Annotated in this window: 15 protein-coding genes and 1 pseudogene; 11 read left to right on the forward strand and 5 right to left on the reverse strand. The window is 71.1% G+C overall.

Going from position 1 to position 16,246, the window contains the following annotated elements; genetic code table 11:
- Positions 1-3 precede the first annotated feature (3 nt).
- Positions 4-1,713: a relaxase/mobilization nuclease domain-containing protein gene (locus BSL84_RS17025; protein ID WP_075970666.1), complete on the forward strand. Its 1,710-nt coding sequence runs from the start codon at positions 4-6 to the stop codon at positions 1,711-1,713.
- Positions 1,714-2,034: 321 nt separating this feature from the next.
- Here the strand turns inward: BSL84_RS17025 and BSL84_RS17030 are convergent, their stop codons facing one another.
- Together BSL84_RS17030 and BSL84_RS17035 are read right to left on the reverse strand one after the other, a co-directional pair.
- Positions 2,035-2,577, reverse strand: a complete 543-nt coding sequence (locus BSL84_RS17030; protein ID WP_030036085.1) for a flavoprotein — start codon at positions 2,575-2,577, stop codon at positions 2,035-2,037.
- Positions 2,574-3,857 (reverse strand): helix-turn-helix domain-containing protein, encoded by a 1,284-nt coding sequence (locus BSL84_RS17035; RefSeq protein WP_030036086.1) that lies wholly within the window; start codon positions 3,855-3,857, stop codon positions 2,574-2,576. The genes BSL84_RS17030 and BSL84_RS17035 overlap by 4 nt, the downstream gene beginning before the upstream one ends.
- A gap of 170 nt (positions 3,858-4,027) precedes the next feature.
- On the opposite strand from BSL84_RS17035, the gene BSL84_RS17040 reads away from it, so the two are divergent.
- The 7 genes and pseudogenes from BSL84_RS17040 (at position 4,028) to BSL84_RS17070 (ending at position 10,362) form a co-directional block, all read left to right on the forward strand.
- Entirely contained in the window at positions 4,028-4,480 is a 453-nt protein-coding gene (locus tag BSL84_RS17040; RefSeq protein ID WP_030036088.1) for an ATP-binding protein, read from the forward strand.
- Complete coding sequence (locus tag BSL84_RS17045; protein WP_030036091.1) at positions 4,477-5,796, forward strand: UDP-N-acetylglucosamine 1-carboxyvinyltransferase; 1,320 nt, start codon at positions 4,477-4,479, stop codon at positions 5,794-5,796. The genes BSL84_RS17040 and BSL84_RS17045 overlap by 4 nt, the downstream gene beginning before the upstream one ends.
- Positions 5,793-7,021 (forward strand): annotated as a pseudogene (locus BSL84_RS17050) (metallophosphoesterase). The gene BSL84_RS17045 and the pseudogene BSL84_RS17050 overlap by 4 nt, the downstream one beginning before the upstream one ends.
- Positions 7,018-7,557, forward strand: a complete 540-nt coding sequence (gene dcd, locus BSL84_RS17055; RefSeq protein WP_030036095.1) for a dCTP deaminase — start codon at positions 7,018-7,020, stop codon at positions 7,555-7,557. The pseudogene BSL84_RS17050 and the gene dcd overlap by 4 nt, the downstream one beginning before the upstream one ends.
- The gene (locus BSL84_RS17060; protein WP_030036097.1) at positions 7,554-8,090 is read left to right on the forward strand and encodes a dCTP deaminase; all 537 of its coding nucleotides are present in this window, start codon (positions 7,554-7,556) and stop codon (positions 8,088-8,090) included. Before dcd ends, BSL84_RS17060 begins: the two co-directional genes overlap by 4 nt.
- Before the next feature lie 29 nt (positions 8,091-8,119).
- Complete coding sequence (locus BSL84_RS17065; protein WP_030036099.1) at positions 8,120-9,208, forward strand: glycosyltransferase family 4 protein; 1,089 nt, start codon at positions 8,120-8,122, stop codon at positions 9,206-9,208.
- Between the two features lie 110 nt (positions 9,209-9,318).
- Positions 9,319-10,362, forward strand: a complete 1,044-nt coding sequence (locus BSL84_RS17070; RefSeq protein ID WP_030036101.1) for a serine hydrolase domain-containing protein — start codon at positions 9,319-9,321, stop codon at positions 10,360-10,362.
- Between the two features lie 241 nt (positions 10,363-10,603).
- Here the strand turns inward: BSL84_RS17070 and BSL84_RS17075 are convergent, their stop codons facing one another.
- Entirely contained in the window at positions 10,604-11,128 is a 525-nt protein-coding gene (locus BSL84_RS17075; protein ID WP_234308368.1) for a DUF5994 family protein, read from the reverse strand.
- A gap of 228 nt (positions 11,129-11,356) precedes the next feature.
- On the opposite strand from BSL84_RS17075, the gene BSL84_RS17080 reads away from it, so the two are divergent.
- The 3 genes from BSL84_RS17080 (at position 11,357) to BSL84_RS17090 (ending at position 13,683) form a co-directional block, all read left to right on the forward strand.
- Positions 11,357-11,629, forward strand: a complete 273-nt coding sequence (locus tag BSL84_RS17080) for a hypothetical protein (RefSeq protein ID WP_037666059.1) — start codon at positions 11,357-11,359, stop codon at positions 11,627-11,629.
- 140 nt (positions 11,630-11,769) lie between these two features.
- Positions 11,770-12,981: a PP2C family protein-serine/threonine phosphatase gene (locus BSL84_RS17085; RefSeq protein ID WP_075970668.1), complete on the forward strand. Its 1,212-nt coding sequence runs from the start codon at positions 11,770-11,772 to the stop codon at positions 12,979-12,981.
- Positions 12,982-13,122: 141 nt separating this feature from the next.
- On the forward strand, positions 13,123-13,683 hold the full coding sequence (locus BSL84_RS17090; RefSeq protein ID WP_075970669.1) for a DUF5994 family protein: 561 nt from the start codon (positions 13,123-13,125) through the stop codon (positions 13,681-13,683).
- An 871-nt stretch (positions 13,684-14,554) separates the two neighbouring features.
- Here the strand turns inward: BSL84_RS17090 and BSL84_RS17095 are convergent.
- Together BSL84_RS17095 and BSL84_RS17100 are read right to left on the reverse strand one after the other, a co-directional pair.
- On the reverse strand, positions 14,555-15,064 hold the full coding sequence (locus BSL84_RS17095; protein WP_234363474.1) for a hypothetical protein: 510 nt from the start codon (positions 15,062-15,064) through the stop codon (positions 14,555-14,557).
- Between the two features lie 544 nt (positions 15,065-15,608).
- Positions 15,609-16,226, reverse strand: a complete 618-nt coding sequence (locus tag BSL84_RS17100) for a TetR/AcrR family transcriptional regulator (RefSeq protein WP_075970670.1) — start codon at positions 16,224-16,226, stop codon at positions 15,609-15,611.
- Positions 16,227-16,246: the final 20 nt, after the last annotated feature.

The following is a 16,246-nucleotide window of genomic DNA, read 5'->3' on the forward strand; positions in this document are numbered from 1 at the left end:
CACGTGATTCCGAAGATCATCCTTGGCAAGGGTGCCCGCGCCACCCGTCGCCTCATCGGCTACCTGTACGGACCGGGCAGCGCCAACGAGCACACCGACCCGCACCTGGTCGCCTCCTGGAACGGCTTCGCCCCCGACCCCGGCCGCAGCCCCCACCGCAACCCGAAGCAGGTCGAGGACCAGCTCGCCGCGCAACTCGACCAGCCCGTGAAGATGCTCGGCGACAAGGCCCCGACGACCACGGTGTGGCACTGCCCGGTCCGCGCCGCTCCTGAGGACCCGATCCTGACCGACGCCCAGTGGGCGGATATCGCCCGCCGGATCGTGGCCGCCGCCGGCATCGCCCCTGAAGGCGACGAGGAAGCCTGCCGCTGGGTGGCGGTACGCCACGCCGACGACCACATCCACATCGCCGCCACCCTCGTACGCCAGGACGGCCGCCGCCCCCGCCGCGACCACGACATCCGCGCCGTCCAGCGCGAAGCCCGCAAGATCGAAGCCGACCTCGGCCTGCGCCGCCTCAACCCCGGCGACGGCACCGCCGCCAAGCGCCCCACCAGCAAGGAACACTTCAAGGCCAAGCGCCAGGGCCAGGACACCACGACCCGCGAGATCTTGCGCATGCGGGTACGGCGAGCGGTGGCCGCCGCGTCCAGCGAGACGGAGTTCTTCGCCGTGCTGGAGGCGACCGGCGTGGACGTGCGCCCCAAGACCGGCCCGTCCGGCGACGTCCTCGGCTACAGCGTCGCCCTGCCCGGCGACCTCAACAAGCACGGCGAGCCCGTGTGGTTCTCCGGCTCCACCCTCGCCGGTGACCTCTCCCTGCCCAAGATCCGCCACCGCCTCGCCGACACCGCGCCAGAACCGGTCACCGTCCGGCCGGCCGACCCCTGGCACCAGGCCACCGCCGCCACCGAACGCATCCCTGACCACCTCATTCGCGACGACAACCCCATCGCCCAAGGCCAGCTCGTCGCCCTCGGCGGAGCCCTCGACCTGTTGCCCCTCACCGCACCGGCTGCCGCGAGGACCGAGCTCGAACGGGCCGCCGCCCTCTTCGAGCGCGCCACCCGCTCCCGTATCACCGCCGACCTCGACAGCGCCCGCGTCCTGCGCCGCAGCGTCCAGACGATCCTGCGCACCCCCACCGCAACAGGCGACGGGGCCGGGCTGGCCATGCTGCTGGACGCTGCCCTCATCGCCGTGGCCTTCGCGAAGCACTGGCACCGCACCCACCAGCACGCCCAGCAGGAGGCGGCAGCCCAGCAGGCTCTCGTCCACCTCCAGACCGCCTACGCCCAGGTCGCCGTCCCGATCCTGGACAACCTCGCCCGCCGCACCCCCGGCATCCAAACCAAACAGCGCTACGCCCATCACCTCCAGCAGACCGTCCCCGAGCACGCCGACCGCATCCTGAAGGACCCCGCCTGGGACGCCCTCACCACGACCCTCGCCGACGCGGAAACAGCCGGCCACAACCCGGCCACCCTCCTCGACCAGGCCCTCGGCCAACGCACCCTCGACGACGCCCACAACCCCGCCCGCGCCCTGACCTGGCGCATCCACCGCCTCGGCCAACGCCACACACCCGGGCCTCGCGCCCAGGCAGCCATGGCCCGCAGCACCACACGCCGCCCCACCACCAACCCGACGCACCCGTCGGCCACTGTGCCAGCCACCGTGCAGCAGCCGTCACACATGCGCCGGCGTTGACCGGCCGACCTGTTCCGCGACGGGACAGCGAAGATGATCCGTCGCGGAACACCTACTCCGTTCCGAGAGGGAACAGGCCGCAGCTTGTTCATTTTCGGAACGGCGGTCACGTTCATTTTCGGAACGGCCGCCCGTTCATTCTGTGAACAGGGTGGCCGTCGCCAGGAGGCACGGCGCCGAGCCGGCAGTACATGGGAACGCCATCAGGGCCTGCTCATCTCGGAGTCGGACTTGATGGCGCGTTGACGGACTCGAAAGTTCAAAGTGATGCCTCGGCTCCGAGAGTTCCGGCGCTGATGACTCCGCGCAGAACGTGCGCGATCACCTTCCGGAAGAGCCTGCGATCTTGCCACCCAGCAGCTCCAGCGCCTCCTCCCATCGGAAGCGGTCCGCTCCACCACCTGCCTTGGGGCGGTGAGGCTCGTACGCCCCAACCAGAACGCCCATGTCGCGCAGTTGGTCCAGGCTCCGGCCGTACGCCGGGTGTGCGGCCATGGCGGCGTTCACGTACGGCAGGACGGCGGTCGGGATGCCCATGCCGTATGCCTCGCACAGGATGCCGAGGGCGAGGGTGTCGGCGATGCCGGCTGCCCACTTGTTGATCGTGTTGAACGTGGCCGGCGCCACGGCGATGGCGTCGGCGGGCGGGAGCGGGCGCGGGTCGCCCGGGCTGCGCCAGGCTGAGCGGATGGGGTAGCCGGTCTGGGCCTCGATCGTCTCGGTGTCGAGGAAGCCGAGGCCCTGGGGTGTGGCTATGACGCCGACGCCCCATCCCTGCTCCTGCGCGGCGGTGATCAGCTTGTGGGCGTCGCCCGCGATGCCAGCGGCGCAGACGACGACGTACAGGAACGGCTGTGCGGTCACGCGGGGACTCCCAGTCGGCGGCTGAAGTGGTGGAGCTCGGGCAGCGTATGTCGCCGGTCGCGGGCGGCCATGTCGGCGACCAGGTCGCGGACGGCGGGGCGGCGTACGTCCTGGGCGGCGCAGGTCTCAGCGATGCGAAGGGCCTGGTAGCCCTCAGCGAGGCGGCCCTGCTGGTTGTAAGCGCGGGCGGCTTCGACCCATAGCGCCGCCCGGCGTTCGGGGACGGGGATGTGGCGGCGCATGAGGGGCGCGGCAGTGTTCAGGGCGATGCCGGCGTCACCGAAGGCGACCGCGGCGCTCACCGCATGCAGGGCGACGTTGGTGGGGCTGAAGTTCGCCCAGGCGTCGGGCCGGTCGAGCGCGACGTAGCGGGCGACGTCCCGGGCTTCGTCCAGGAATTCGCGGGTGGCGGCGCGGTCGCCGGCGGTGCTGGCGGCCGTGACCCCGCGCAACAGGAGCAGGCCCACGGCGGCGAGGTAGCGCGGTGAGCGCTGGTCGTAGGCGCCAGCGAGCTGCCCCGCTGTGTGACGGACGAGAGTGACGGCCTGGGTCGTGTGCTTCTCGCGGGTCAGGACGTGGGCGTGCACACGGACGCTGGAAGCGAGGACGACGGGGTCGCCGGAGCGCTCGGCCTCGGCCAGGGCACGGCCCACCGCGAGCCAGGCGTTGCCGTGGTCCCCCTGCTTGAGCAGCAGGCTGGTCGAGGTCTGGTACGCGGTGGCGAGGAGGCCGGCCATCTCGGCCTCGTTGCGGTGGTCGCCTGCGGCTTCCCGCAAGTCGGCGAGGAGGCCGGGCAGGGTGGTCTCCAGCTCCGCGTAGTCGCAGGTGCAGAACAGACGCCGGGCAGTGGCGACCCGGATTTCCAGGGAGCCCTTATCTGAAGCGCCTCCCTGACCGGAGACCGTCCGCGGGCTGGGGAGGAGGGCGCGGACGAGGTCGTCGTGGGCAGCCGTGGCAGGGGTGGTGGGGGCCGTGAGGGACGCGATGCTCGCGGCAAGGAAGGTGCGGCGGCGCATGTCTTCTGTCTCAGGATCGTTGTTCGGTTCAACGGACGGGCCGGGGCCGCTCAGGCCGAGGTGATGAAGCGGGATGCCGAGTTCGGCGGCGACTGCGCGTAAGACCCGGGTGTCTTCCGTGCCCCGTCCGCTCTCCAGGCGGCTGAGCTTCGACTGGTGGTAGCCCAGCGCGGTGGCGACGTCCGTCTGCGAGCGGCCGGTGCGCTGTCGGGCGCGCTTGATCGTCTCGCCGATCTTCTCAGCCTCGGTCTTCACGTCTGCCATCCATGCCCTTCCGTCCGCGTCGAGCATGCCCCTGCGGACGAGCGTAGGCGAGCGGTACAGGGGCGTCATGCAGCTTCTGCATAGACGATGCGGTACGGGCACAGAGCATCGCGAACGGCAAGCCCTGCGCGGTTCCTTGGGGTGGTCGATCCGACTCCTGGAGGCCGCTCGTGGAAGCGCACCAGCTCACCTTCACTCTCTCACCGACACCGATCGCCGTGCCCACGGCACGACGCCAGATGCGGGATGCCATAGCCGCCTGGCCGACGGTGCCCGCGACGTCGGAAGCCGTCCACACGGCCGAGCTGGTCGTCAGCGAGCTCGTCACGAACGCGGTCCGCTACGCCGGTCACCAGCCGATCAGCGTCGTGGCCCAGCTCTCCGACGCGGTTCTGCGGGTGGAGGTCAGCGACGCGAGCCGCGCTCTGCCGAAACCGGCGCTGCCGGACGAGGACAGCGAGGGCGGACGCGGTCTCTTCCTCGTCGGCGTCCTCGCAGACCGCTTCGGTACGGCGCCGACGGAGTCCGGTAAGTGCTGCTGGGCCGAGATCGACATGGCTGCCCCGCCTCCGGCCGGGGCTGCTGCCACCTTGTTGCTTCCTACGCAGAGGAGTTGTACGTGAGTATCCGCGTCCCCGCCGTCACGTCTCAGGTCATCGCGATCCGGCCCGGCCGGCCCCTCGCCGGTGCCGTGACGGTCGACGGTTCGAAGAACGCCGCGCTCCCGCTCGTCGCGGCTGCGGCCGCTCTCCTTCGCCCCGTGCGTCTCGACAACGTGCCCGCCAGCTCCGACGTCCAGACGCTGCTTGACCTGCTGCGGCAGGCGGGCTGGAACACCGCCCACCCGGTCGGTGACAGCCACACCGTCCTCGTCCTCCCCGGCGAGGCGACCCCGACGTCCGACGGCCTGGGCGAGGCCGCTTCCAGCATCCGTGCCTCGTACTACCTCGTCCCCGCTCTGATCGCCCGGTGCGGCCGGGCTCGGCTGCCCTGGCCGGGCGGATGCCGGATCGGCGACCGCGGCATGGAGCAGCACTTCAAGGTGTACGAAGCCTTCGGCGACCGCGTCCGCGTAGATGACAACGGGTACGTCGTCGAAGCCGGCAAGGCGGTCCGTGGCACGGTGTCCATGGTGCTGCCGTTCCGATCACGCGGGGCGACAATCGCCGCAGTCCTGCGCGCCGTGGTCGCCGGTACGCCGCTGCGACTCGGGCAGCCGAACCTCTCCCCGGAGGTCCTCGGCGTCCTGAACGCGCTGACGGCCGTGGGGTACGAGTGCCGAGCCGGCGAGCGCGTCCTCACCCTCGCCCCGCCGTCTTCCGTTCCGGAGGACGTGCCCGTGTGGAAGGTGCCGGGAGACAAGATCGAGGCCGGGACCCTGGCCTGTGCCGTGGCCGCCACCGGCGGCACCGCGTGGATCAAGGGCGTCCACGGACCTGACGTCGCACCGCTGGTCACCGCCCTGCGCCGAATGGGCATCGCGACGACCGACGAACCGGAGACCCTGGTCGTTCACGGTCGGGACATTCAGCCGACTGGCCGACCGTTGCGGGCCATGGCCTCCCTGGCCCCTGGTGGCCTCGACGCCGACTTTGAGCCGCCGCTCCTCGGCCTGGCTCTGGGCTTCCCCGGCACCCACGTGTTCTCGGACCCGATCAACCCCGGGCGCCACAGCAACCTCATCCCGCAGCTCGTTCGCATGGGTGGGCAGATCACCGAACTGTCTTCCACCGAGTGCAGGTTCACCGGACCCCAGCGGCTGACGGGTGCCGGAGTGGAGGCGACCGACATCCGCACGGGTTCGGCGCTGATGGTCGCCGGGCTCACCGCCCGCGGCGTCACGACACTCGGCGGGGTCGACCAGATCCGTCGCGGCCACGCCGACCTGCCGGGCAAGCTCCTCGCCCTCGGCGCCGACATCTGTGAGGTCACCCCATGACCGCAGCCAGGCGCTTCCAACGGATCATCGCCACCACCGACTTCCACTCGGCCTTCGACGACGCCGTGCCGATGCTCGCGCACCTGCACGCCATAAGGCACGACAGCCTCGTCGTGGACTGCGGCGACTTCTTCGAGGGCACCGGCTACTACCGGCTGGGCAAGGGAGCCGTCGAGCGGGAGATCCTCACGACGCTGTACGACGTGCTGGCGCCCGGAAACCACGGCTGGCCCCACTACTCCGAGCCCGGCCTGCGCGAGATGACGGTCTCCGCCAACGCCGTCGACGACGCCGGGCAACCGCTCTTCGACCGCCTCCGCGTCGTCGAGGTACACGACCGCCGGGTCGCCGTCACCGCGGTCATCGGCGTGAGCGCGTTCCACACCATCCCCGCCGGCCAGCGGGCCGGACACCACGTCACTGACCCCGTCATCGCGCTGCGCGAACTGATGCTGGAACATCACCACCACGTGGACTCGTGGATCGTGCTGTCCCACTCCGGCTTCGACGAGGACATCAGGCTCGCCGGCGCCTGCCCGTTCGTGGACGTCATCTTCGCCGGCCACTGCCACAGCGACACCTACGGGCCCGTGCACGTAGGCGACACCCTCGTGGTCAAGGGCCGTGAGCTGGCCGCCGGGTACGCCGCCGCCGAACCTGTCGGCTCCGGCTGGGCCGCCCGTACCGCCGTCTTCCCCGCCCCTACGACGGTCCCAGACGAACTCGCCGCCGTGGACGAGGAGATCGACTCCATCGGCCGGATGCTCGCCACTCCCCTCGGCACCGTCGACGAGCCCTACCGGGACGCCATCCTCGACCGACGCCGGCTCCTCCAGGACGTCGCCTCCCGGCTTCACACCGGCCTTGGCGCCGACGCCGTCATCCTCAACGACACCGCCCTACGGCCCACCCGCCTCGGCGACGTCCTCACGCTCGGAGACCTGCTGGCCATCGAGCCGTTCGACAACCAGCTCGTCCACGCACTCCTCCCCGACAGGTACGCGGATTCCCCGGACAGCCTGCTCAGCGCCTGACCGAGCAGACCGGCCCCTTGGCCGTCGCTCCCTGGCCGCTGCCGCAAGGCATCCGGTCCGTCCTGACGACCGGCTACCTCGCCGACACCTACCTCGGCGGACGCACTCACCAAGCCGGCCTCCGCCTCGGCGAGGCCGTCCGCCGCACCCTCGCCACCCCGCTGCCCGACCAGGAGGAAGGCGCACGATGATCCTCACCGGCCCCGAGATCACCTCCGCCGCCCACGACGGCCGCCTGACGATCAGCCCGTTCGAACCCGGGCAGGTCAACCCCAACAGCTACAACGTCCGCCTCGGTCCCACCCTGCTGACCTACACGACCGCCGTCATCGACGCCCACCAGCCGAACCCGACCACCACGGTCGAGATCGGCGAGGACGGGTACGTCCTCCAGCCCGGCGAGCTCTATCTCGGCCACACCCTCGAACAGGTCGGCTCCAATACCTTCGTCCCGCTGCTGTTCGGCCGCTCCTCGGTCGGACGGCTCGGCCTGTTCGTTGAGATCACCGCCCCCATCGGCGACATCGGATTCCACGGCCAGTGGACCCTGATGCTCTCCCCGATCCGGCCCCTGCGCGTGTACGCGGGCATGAAGATCGGGCAGATCATGTTCTTCGTCTCCACCGGCGACATCGACCTGTACGCGGGCAAGTACCAGGCTGCCGACGGCCCCCAGCCCTCCCGCTACTGGCGGGACATCGCCCGCGTCGGGGCGGTCGCCTCGTGATCCTCACCGGCCCCGCGATCACCGCCGCAGTCCGCGCGGGCGAGATCACCATCGACCCGTACGACCCCACCCGCGTCTCCCCGAACGCCTACGACTGGTGCCTCGGCGACACCCTCCGCGTCTGCGCCGGCGACCTCGACGCCGCCGTCCCCACCACCTACATCGAGCAGACGATCCCCACCACCGGCGTGGTCCTCCGGCCCGGCCTGCTCTATCTCGGCGTCACCCACGAGCGCACCGGCTCGGAGAGTTACGCGCAGATGCTCAACGGCGACCGCACCATCGGAGCTCTCGGCATCTGGGTCCACGTCTCCGCCCCACTGGGGCACCAGGGCCACGCGATCCGCTGGACCCTGGAGATCCGGGCCGCGCGGCCCGTCCGTGTCTACCCGGGCATGACGTTCGGCAAGCTGGTCTTCCTCACGACCCAGGGCACACCAGCCAGCTACCAGCAGCAGCTCGCGAAGTACGCCGCCACCGAGGGCATCGACATCTCCCGCCTCTACGAGGAGATCGAAGGAGGCCGCCAGTGAGTCTCCATGTCAGCCCTACCCCGGGACCGATGCCCGCTACGTTCCTGGACCTGCCCGCCGGCTGCCCCGGCGGCAGCGTCGAGCTGTTCCTCGATCTCTACACCGGCGAGAAGCCCCTCATCCCGGCAAGGGCCTTCATGCTCGCCCCGGCCGGACCCCGCCCCCTGACGCCGGCCGGTCTCGACCTGCTGAGCGCGGGCGGCAAGTGCTTGGAGGGACCGGCCTTCGGCCGCTACGTCTCCGCGCTGCGCAGAGCCCTGATGGCGGCGATCAACCCCTCCCGGATCGACGTCCTGCACCTGCAGCACCTCGCCTTTGGCGCCACACCCGCCCTGATGAGGGCCCTACCCGCACACCCCCGCATCGCTCTGGTTCACGGCACCGACCTGCTCTTCGCCGAAGCCCACCGTGACCAGCTCCAGGTTCTGCGGGCGACCGCCCGGGCCGCCGACGCCATCGTCGTCCCCACCGGCGCCATGGCCGATCACCTCCTCAAGCTTGCCCCGCAGACCGACCGCCGCAAGATCACCCACATCCCCTGGGGTATCCCCGACGGCCTCCTCAGCCGCCCGCCCGTCCGCAACACCCATCCGTCGAGGAGCCACCTGCGGTTGCTGTACGCGGGCCGGCTGACTGCCGAGAAGGGCGTCGAGGCCCTGATCCGGAGCGTGGCCCCGCTCCAGGGCGTCGAGCTGTCGATCGCCGCTCCAAGCGCCCAGTTCCGCGCGCTGGCCCCGCGGCTGCAACGGGCCCGGGTGAGGGCCCGCTACCTCGGCTGGCTCCGCCGTCCCCAGCTGTGGAAAACGTTCGCCGAGCACGACGTGCTCGTCATGCCCTCCACGACCCTGGAAGCCATGGGCCTGGTCGCCCTGGAAGCCCAAGCCTGCGGCCTCCCCGTCGTCTACCAGCCCGTGCCCGGCCTTAGTGAAGCCCTCGCCCGCTCCGGCATGGCCACCGATTTCACCCACCCCTCCGCGCTCACCCGGGATCTGGACCGCCTGAGAACCGAACCCAATCTCCTCCCCGCCCTCCGGCAAGCCGGGTACGCCAACGCCGCCCGGTACCCCCTGTCGAAGACCGCCCGAGAACTGGCCGCCCTCGGCCGCCAGCTCACGTGAGAACCCGCCGGGCAGGGCAGCGCCCCGCGACCATCGGCACGCCGATGCCCGACCCGCCCCACCCACGTCACTACGCTGGCCGCTGGGATGCCCACATGAAGAGGGAGACCATGCCGTACCGCACCGACCGCATCGAGAACCTGCTGAGCGAAGGCGTCCGCGACAAGGTCTACCCGGGCGCGGCGTGGGCCGTCGGCGACTCCGGCGGAGTCCGGGCAACGGGCGCCACCGGCGTCCTCGACCCCGACGAACCGAACGTAAGGATGCAGCCGGACACCGTCTTCGATGCCGCCAGCCTCACCAAGATCCTCGCTGTCTGGGCCTCCGTGGGAGCCCTGTGGGAGGACGGCGTCCTCGACCTGGACGCCCCGCTCGGCACCTTCTGGGACGAGGTCACCGGCCACCCCCTCGGCGCTGTGACCGCCCGGCAGCTCCTGACCCACACCGCCGGCCTCCCCCTCCGGGCCCAGCTGAAGAACCTCTACGGCACCGACCCCGCCGGCATCCGCCGCGGAGTCCTGCAGGAAGCCCTCAACCGGCCGCCCGGCGAGGCCGTCGAGTACACCGACCGGGCCGCCCTCATCCTCGGCTACCTCGCCGAACACCTCTCCGGCCAGCCCCTCGACCAGCTATGCGAGACAAGGACCTGGCGCCCTCTGGGCATGGACTCCACCCGCTTCGGCCCGCTGCCCACCGACATCGCGTCCCGCTGCGCCCCCACCGAACTCGACCAGGACACCGGCACCCACCTCAAGGGCACCGCACACGACTTCTCCGCCCGGCTCCACGGCGGAGTCTGCGGCATCGCCGGCGCCTTCACCGTCCTCGACGACCTGGCAGTCTTCCTGCGCTACATGCTCGACCCCACCACGGCCCCCGCCGAGACCGGCTTCGGCGCCGAGTGGAGTGCCCACTCCCTCACCGTGCAGACCGGCGGCCTCCAGCCCGAGCGCGGCCTGTTCTGGCACCCGGCCCCCGGCACCACCGACGAGCAGGACGTCTGGGTCCACTACGGCTTCACCGGCACCGGCATGTGGATCTCCCCCACCCAGAACCGCTGGGCGGTGCTGCTGACCAACAAGCTCTACTACACCCGCGACCGCCAGCCGCTGACCGACGTCCGCAATGCCTTCCGCGAGCTGGCGTTCGCCTGAGGCAGCCCTGGCATGTTCCCTAAGGGAACAGCAGCCTGTTTCCTCAGGAAATAGGCTGCTGTTCACTGAGGGAACGGCGGATCCTTTCCGTCTCGGAACACCGAGCCCCTTCCGTCTTGGAACACTCCTGCCGTTCCGAAGCGGAACGGGAGGAACAGCCGGCCTCGCCCGTCTCCCAACAGGGAGCCTTTGTCGGTTCCCTCGTACACAGTCAACTCATGCCCTTGGACGAAGGTCCAGGTCAGCAACTTGGACCGTCTTCGTTGTCCAAAGCGGTGCCGACCGACGGGGCTGCGGCGTGGGGGAGTTCGGCGAGGAGGATCGCGGCGGCCTGGGTGACGTTGTCGGCGTGGACGGCGCGGGCCATGGCCGTGCGAGCGGCCTCGGGCGTGGTGGCGGGCGGGACGACCATGAGGGAGAAGTGGTCGTTGTCGCCGCGGGTGATCAGGACGGTGTCGTCGCCGACGGGGAAGGAGTCGAGGTGCACGACCTGGTCGTCGACGACCAGGCGGGTCGGGATGTCGTTCCAGGCGGAGGCGTCCAGACCTACCCGGGTGATGGGTCCGAGGTGTTCGGTCAGGGCGGTGATCAGCGGGGGGATCTCTCGCTCCACGTCACGTGAGCGCGGCCACCAGGCCCCGTCGAGCAGGCTCTTCCGGGACCCCGTCGTCTCCAGTCGGAGCAGCGCGGTACCCGGTCCGACGGCCCGGTGGATCTCGTCCGGCAGGAGGCGCGGGGGCGTGTGGGGAATGCCTGTGTCGGTCATGGTCGGTCCGTCCGTCCACGGGTGGTGCCGCTGCCGCCCGGACCGGTGCTACGGCGGACGCCGGGCCGGTGAGCGGGGCGGCGGCCCCGTTCTTTCACCGTACTCCGGGAGGACTCGCGGACGCGCCGTTCCCCGCCGCAGAACCGATCGGTGCCGGACCTTCGGACGTACCGTGGACGTACAGAGACCCGACCAGCCCGGCCTTCGATGGGAAAGGACGATGCCGCCTTGGACCGCAACGAGCCAGAACCCGACGTTCTGCCGCCGCCGGGGTACGCCGAAGTCCGCATCGTCGCCGCCACCCCGGACGCCGCCCGGATGGTGGCCGAGGTCCTCCGCCACTGCTTCGCCGGCGGCGAGCAGCGCAGCTATCCCACCCCGGGCGGGGGCACCCGCCTCCATCTCGCCGTCGACACCGCACACACCGCCGAACCGGCCCGGTCCTGGCTGGCCACCAGCAGGCCCCCGAGCGGCACGGGGCCCCACTCCCAGGAACCCTGACCAGGCGGCCGGAGCCGTCGGGCGCGCGTGGCGGCCCAGGTTGCCGCGGAGCATCCTGGAAGCCGCATCGCGATGCCGACGGATCGGCCCGTCGGCACCGGACCAGGGTGTTGCCCCGCCGCCCGCCTGGAGGCCCCCGGATGACCGTCGGACCGCACGAGGACGGGGGCCCCGACCGCTCGGAGAGCTTCGGGGAGATGCTGCTGGGCGGGCTGCTGGACCACGCCCACGCGCTGCCGCCCGACCGGGTGGGGCCGGCCCTCGCCGACGTCCTCGCCCGGATCGGCGGCCGGAATCCGCAGATCCTGCTCCAGGACTACGGGCAGCAGAGCCTGGTCCCCCTCGCCGGGGACGGACTGGCGGACGGCGATCCCGTGCCCATCGACGGTTCGGCGGCCGGTCGCTGCTTCCTCACCTCGCGTCCGGTCGAGGTGCCGGTGGTCGAGGGGGTACGGGTTCACGTCCCGCTGCTCGACGGCGGCGACCAGGCCGGTGTCCTGGCCGTCACCCTCGACGCGGTCGACGACGACGCCCGCCGCCTCCTGCGCAGGCTCGCCGCCCTGGCCGCCGACACCATCCGGACCAAGAACGGCTACACCGACCTCTTCTTCCGCACCCGCCGGGGCGAAGCGATGAGCGTCGCCGCCGAGATCCAGTGGTCGCTCCTGCCGCCGCTCGCCATGACGATGCCCCGCGTCGCCGTCGCCGGAGTCCTGGAACCCGCCTACGACGTGGCCGGCGACAGCTTCGACTACGCCCTGAACGGCGACGTCCTCCACCTCGCCATGATCGACGCCATGGGCCACGGCCTGGACGCCGCGACCATGGCGACCGTCGCCATCGGCGCGTACCGGCACGCCCGCCGCACCAGCGTCGAACTCTCCGAGATCTACCTCTTCATGGACCGGGCCGTCGCCGAGCAGTTCGCCCTCGACCACTTCGTCACCGCGCAGATGCTGCGGCTCGACACCGGCACCGGCCGCCTCCAGTGGGTCAACGCCGGACACCCCGCCCCCATGCTGATCCGCCACCACCGCGTCGTACGCCGCCTCGACAGCCCCACCACCCTCCCCGTCGGCTTCGGCGGAGACCAGCCGCAGGTCAGCGAAGTGGCGCTCGAACCCGGGGACCGGATCCTCTGCTTCACCGACGGTCTGATCGAGGAACACGAGAGCGGGCAGGAGGAGTTCGGTGAGGACCAGCTGATCGACTGGGTCCACCGGCTGGACCGGGCCGACCGCGGCGTACGGGCCGTGGCACGCGACCTGTCCCACACGCTCAGACGGGCCCGCGGCGAGACCACCACCGACGACGCGACCCTCGTCCTCGTCGAGTGGCGCGGACGAGGGTGACGGACCCGGCGCGTCCGGCTCCGGCGCGGAGTACGTTGGAGGTACCGGGAGCACCTCGTACACCCGCTCTCACGCGGACGTCGTTCCCGGCGCTCACTAGGCCGGGGCGCCCCGGGCGCCCCGGGGACGGGTCCCGGTCTCATGACCAGCACCACCGCTCCCACCCGCCAGGCCCGCATGGCCCTGACCCCGAACACCTCCGTGACCGGCCTGCTGGACGGCGCCTGGTGGCCGTACTCACGCGATCTCGCCACCGAACTGCTTCCCCTGGTGGAGGCGCTGCGGGACCGCTTCGGGCGCGTCACGCGCATCACCGCGAACCCGGCCCCCTGGCCGGTCGCTTTGCGCAAGGTCCCCGTCGGCGGCTACGCCGTGCACGTGGGCTGGTTCGCCGGCCAGGCCCCCGACACGATGATCCTGCTCTCGTACAACCTCGGCCGCTGCGACCTGCTCGTGATCCCCCCGGAGACCGAACCCGCCTCCGCCGCGCGCCTGATGGCCGCCGCGTCCGCCCCGGGCAACGTCCACACCACCGGCACCCTGATGTCCGAGGAGCACGAGACCGGTCGTCTCCTGCGGGAGGCAGGGGCCCGTGAGGACGCCTGGGAGACGGAGGGCGGCGCCTCCCCGCAGCCCCGGCTCCGCCCCCGCCCCGTCGTCGGGGCACGCATGATCTACCTGCCCCACGGCGTGCGGAGATGACACCTGCTGCGACCCGCCCTCCGATCCCGTGCCCCATCCGTGCCCTTGGTGGCGGTGAACAGCGGTCGAAACGGGTGCCCACCGAGCCGGTGGAAAGCCGACACGAGGGCGCGTTTCCCCAGGTCAGGCGCTAGATGATCGAGACGGGCGTCGGTGATTCCCAAGCTTATAGCGCGGGTTCGATTCCCGTCATCCGCTCCACGACAAAGCCCCAGGTCAGCGACCTGGGGCTTGTTTGTTGTCTAGACCCATCGCAGGAGTCGCCGTCGGGCAGTTGGCGCCACGCGCCATGATGCGGATCGTGCAGAGCTTTCGCGAGCGCGAGCTTCTTACGGTCACCCTTTTCGAGTTGATCTCTGAGCTGAAGCCGATTGGCAGGCAGCGAGAAGCGGTCTGATGAGCACCCGGCAGCCTGCGCCACGATCACCCCCAGCGAGCTGGGGCGACGGATCCGGCCTGTCCGCAGCCCCAGTTGCATACCCACAGCCGCAGTTCTCGACCCGTGGCACGGGCCGTCGACCGCCGAAGTGCCGTAAACGCCCCCGGGCGGCACGCAGCGCCAAGTCCCGTCGTGCGCGGCGGACGGGATACACCTGGGCGAAGGCTCGCTCCCGATCGTCGGCAGACACCCGCGCGTCGCCTGTGACCCGGGGCTTTGCCATGGAGCCGATGACGGGGGTCGAAGCCGCGCCACAAGCCTGGGAATCACTCGGCGCTTGGGCGGGCGTCCGGCTTCTGACCCGCGCCCGGGTGATCTCGTCCATGGGAGCGCTACATGCCCCACCCCAGGGCGCGCCCCAGCCTCGCCCCCCAGGCCAAGCAGCAGGGGTCAGCACAGGGCCGCAGAGACAGCTCCGGCATTGCCGGTGTGTCAGACAGCCCCGTGGCGCGCGGCAATGCCACGGATCTCCAGTACTGCGTGCGGCTGCTCCAGCAGCATTGTCCCGGCCTCGCGCCCCTGATGGTAGATGCGCAGCCGCGGGCCCTCGGCGATCACCTGCAACTCTGGCCACGGGTGCCGCCACAGGAGGGCGGAGCGCTCCCACATCTGCAGGCCGCTGGTCGTCGCCTGGAGTTGGTACTGCGGACCCTCATGTGCCTCGGGCGGGGTGTGCTCGGTGTACGGGGGGCGGACCGTGTAGGTGCCGACCACTGTCTCCCCGGGCTCCAGGACTTCTTTGCGGATGCCGCGCTGACGACCCATCTGCGCCCCGGTCCAGCCGGCGAGCCCCGCCGTGAGCGAGGCCACGGCCACGACCGCCCACAAAGGCAGATCGGCCATTACCCCACCGCAGGCGACCGCCAGCGCCGCGGGCAGTGCCGTCCCGGCCGCGCCTGACAGCCGCGCACGCAGAATGCGCCGTTCTCGGCCTTCACTCATGTCGTTGTCCCCCTCCTTACCCCCTGCCCGGCAGCCCCGAAGCGCGGTCCTCTGACGTGGTTGGTCACCTGCCGCACACTGGCCCCCGGTCACGGCCAACCATGCCAGCCACTTTCCCTGCAGCGCATTGCCGGGATCCGGCAGAGTTGGAGGAGGAAGACCGACAGTGCCGGACGGCGGAGCTGCACATGGCGCGGGCGGATTTCCGTCATCCGCTCTTCGATGAAGGCCCAGGTCAGCGGCGTGGGCCTGCGTCGCTGTCCAGACCGACCTGCCCGGCGCGGAGGTGGACGAGGTTCATCGTGGTGCGCGGCACCGAGTGGTTGCCCTTGCCCGAAAGAGGACGGCGCTGATGTCGTTCAGCTCGGAGCCCACGTACTCGCAGACGCCGCCGTACGGTTGCGGCACCACCACCTCGGCCCCTTGCTGACGTACCACCGCTGAATCGACAGCCACAGCCAACGTCAGCACATCGTCATGCGCGTGAGTGAAGGCTCGCCGACCCGCAACCCCCGTAACTGACAGGCGAGTTCGCGATGCCGGTTCAGCATCTCCTCCCGGCAGTCGTGAAGATCCGGTCCAGGTGGTGGTGGAGCACCGCGATCGCCGACTCCGGGCTCCGCTGGCCCACGAGGATGCTGGTGCCCATCGTCGCCGCCATCGCGAGCAGGCTGATCGCCTCCGTGCGCGCGTCGGCGCCCGGGTCGGCCAGGCCGGCCTCCTGGGCCTGTTCCAGCAGGCCGGTCAGGGCGTTCTCCGCGGCGTCGGGGTTGTCGATGAAGGGCTGGGCGGCCAGCGCCTCGTCGGTCACGGACAGGATCGCGTAGGAGCTGTACAGCAGGTGGAACGTACGGCTCTCCGGGTCCGTCGGCAACGAGGCCAGCAGCAGCGCCTCCACCGTGGCACGCGGGCCGGGGTCCGGGCCGGCCGCGGCCAGGCGGGCGCCCACCCTCGCCGTGAAGCGGTCGGTCAGGTGCCGGAGGCCGTAGAAGAGCAGCTTCTCCTTGGTCTCGAAGTAGTACTGCACGAGCCGGAGCGAAACCCCGGCCTCCGCGGCCACGTCGCGCATGCCGACCGCATGCAGTCCGCGCCGCCCCGCGACCTGGATGAGTGCCTCGGCGATCTGGGCGCGCCGCTCCTGGTGATCCACACGCTTCGGCATGTTCCCGTGTCTCCGCCTGT

The organism is Streptomyces sp. TN58, from assembly GCF_001941845.1.
GTDB lineage: Bacteria > Actinomycetota > Actinomycetes > Streptomycetales > Streptomycetaceae > Streptomyces.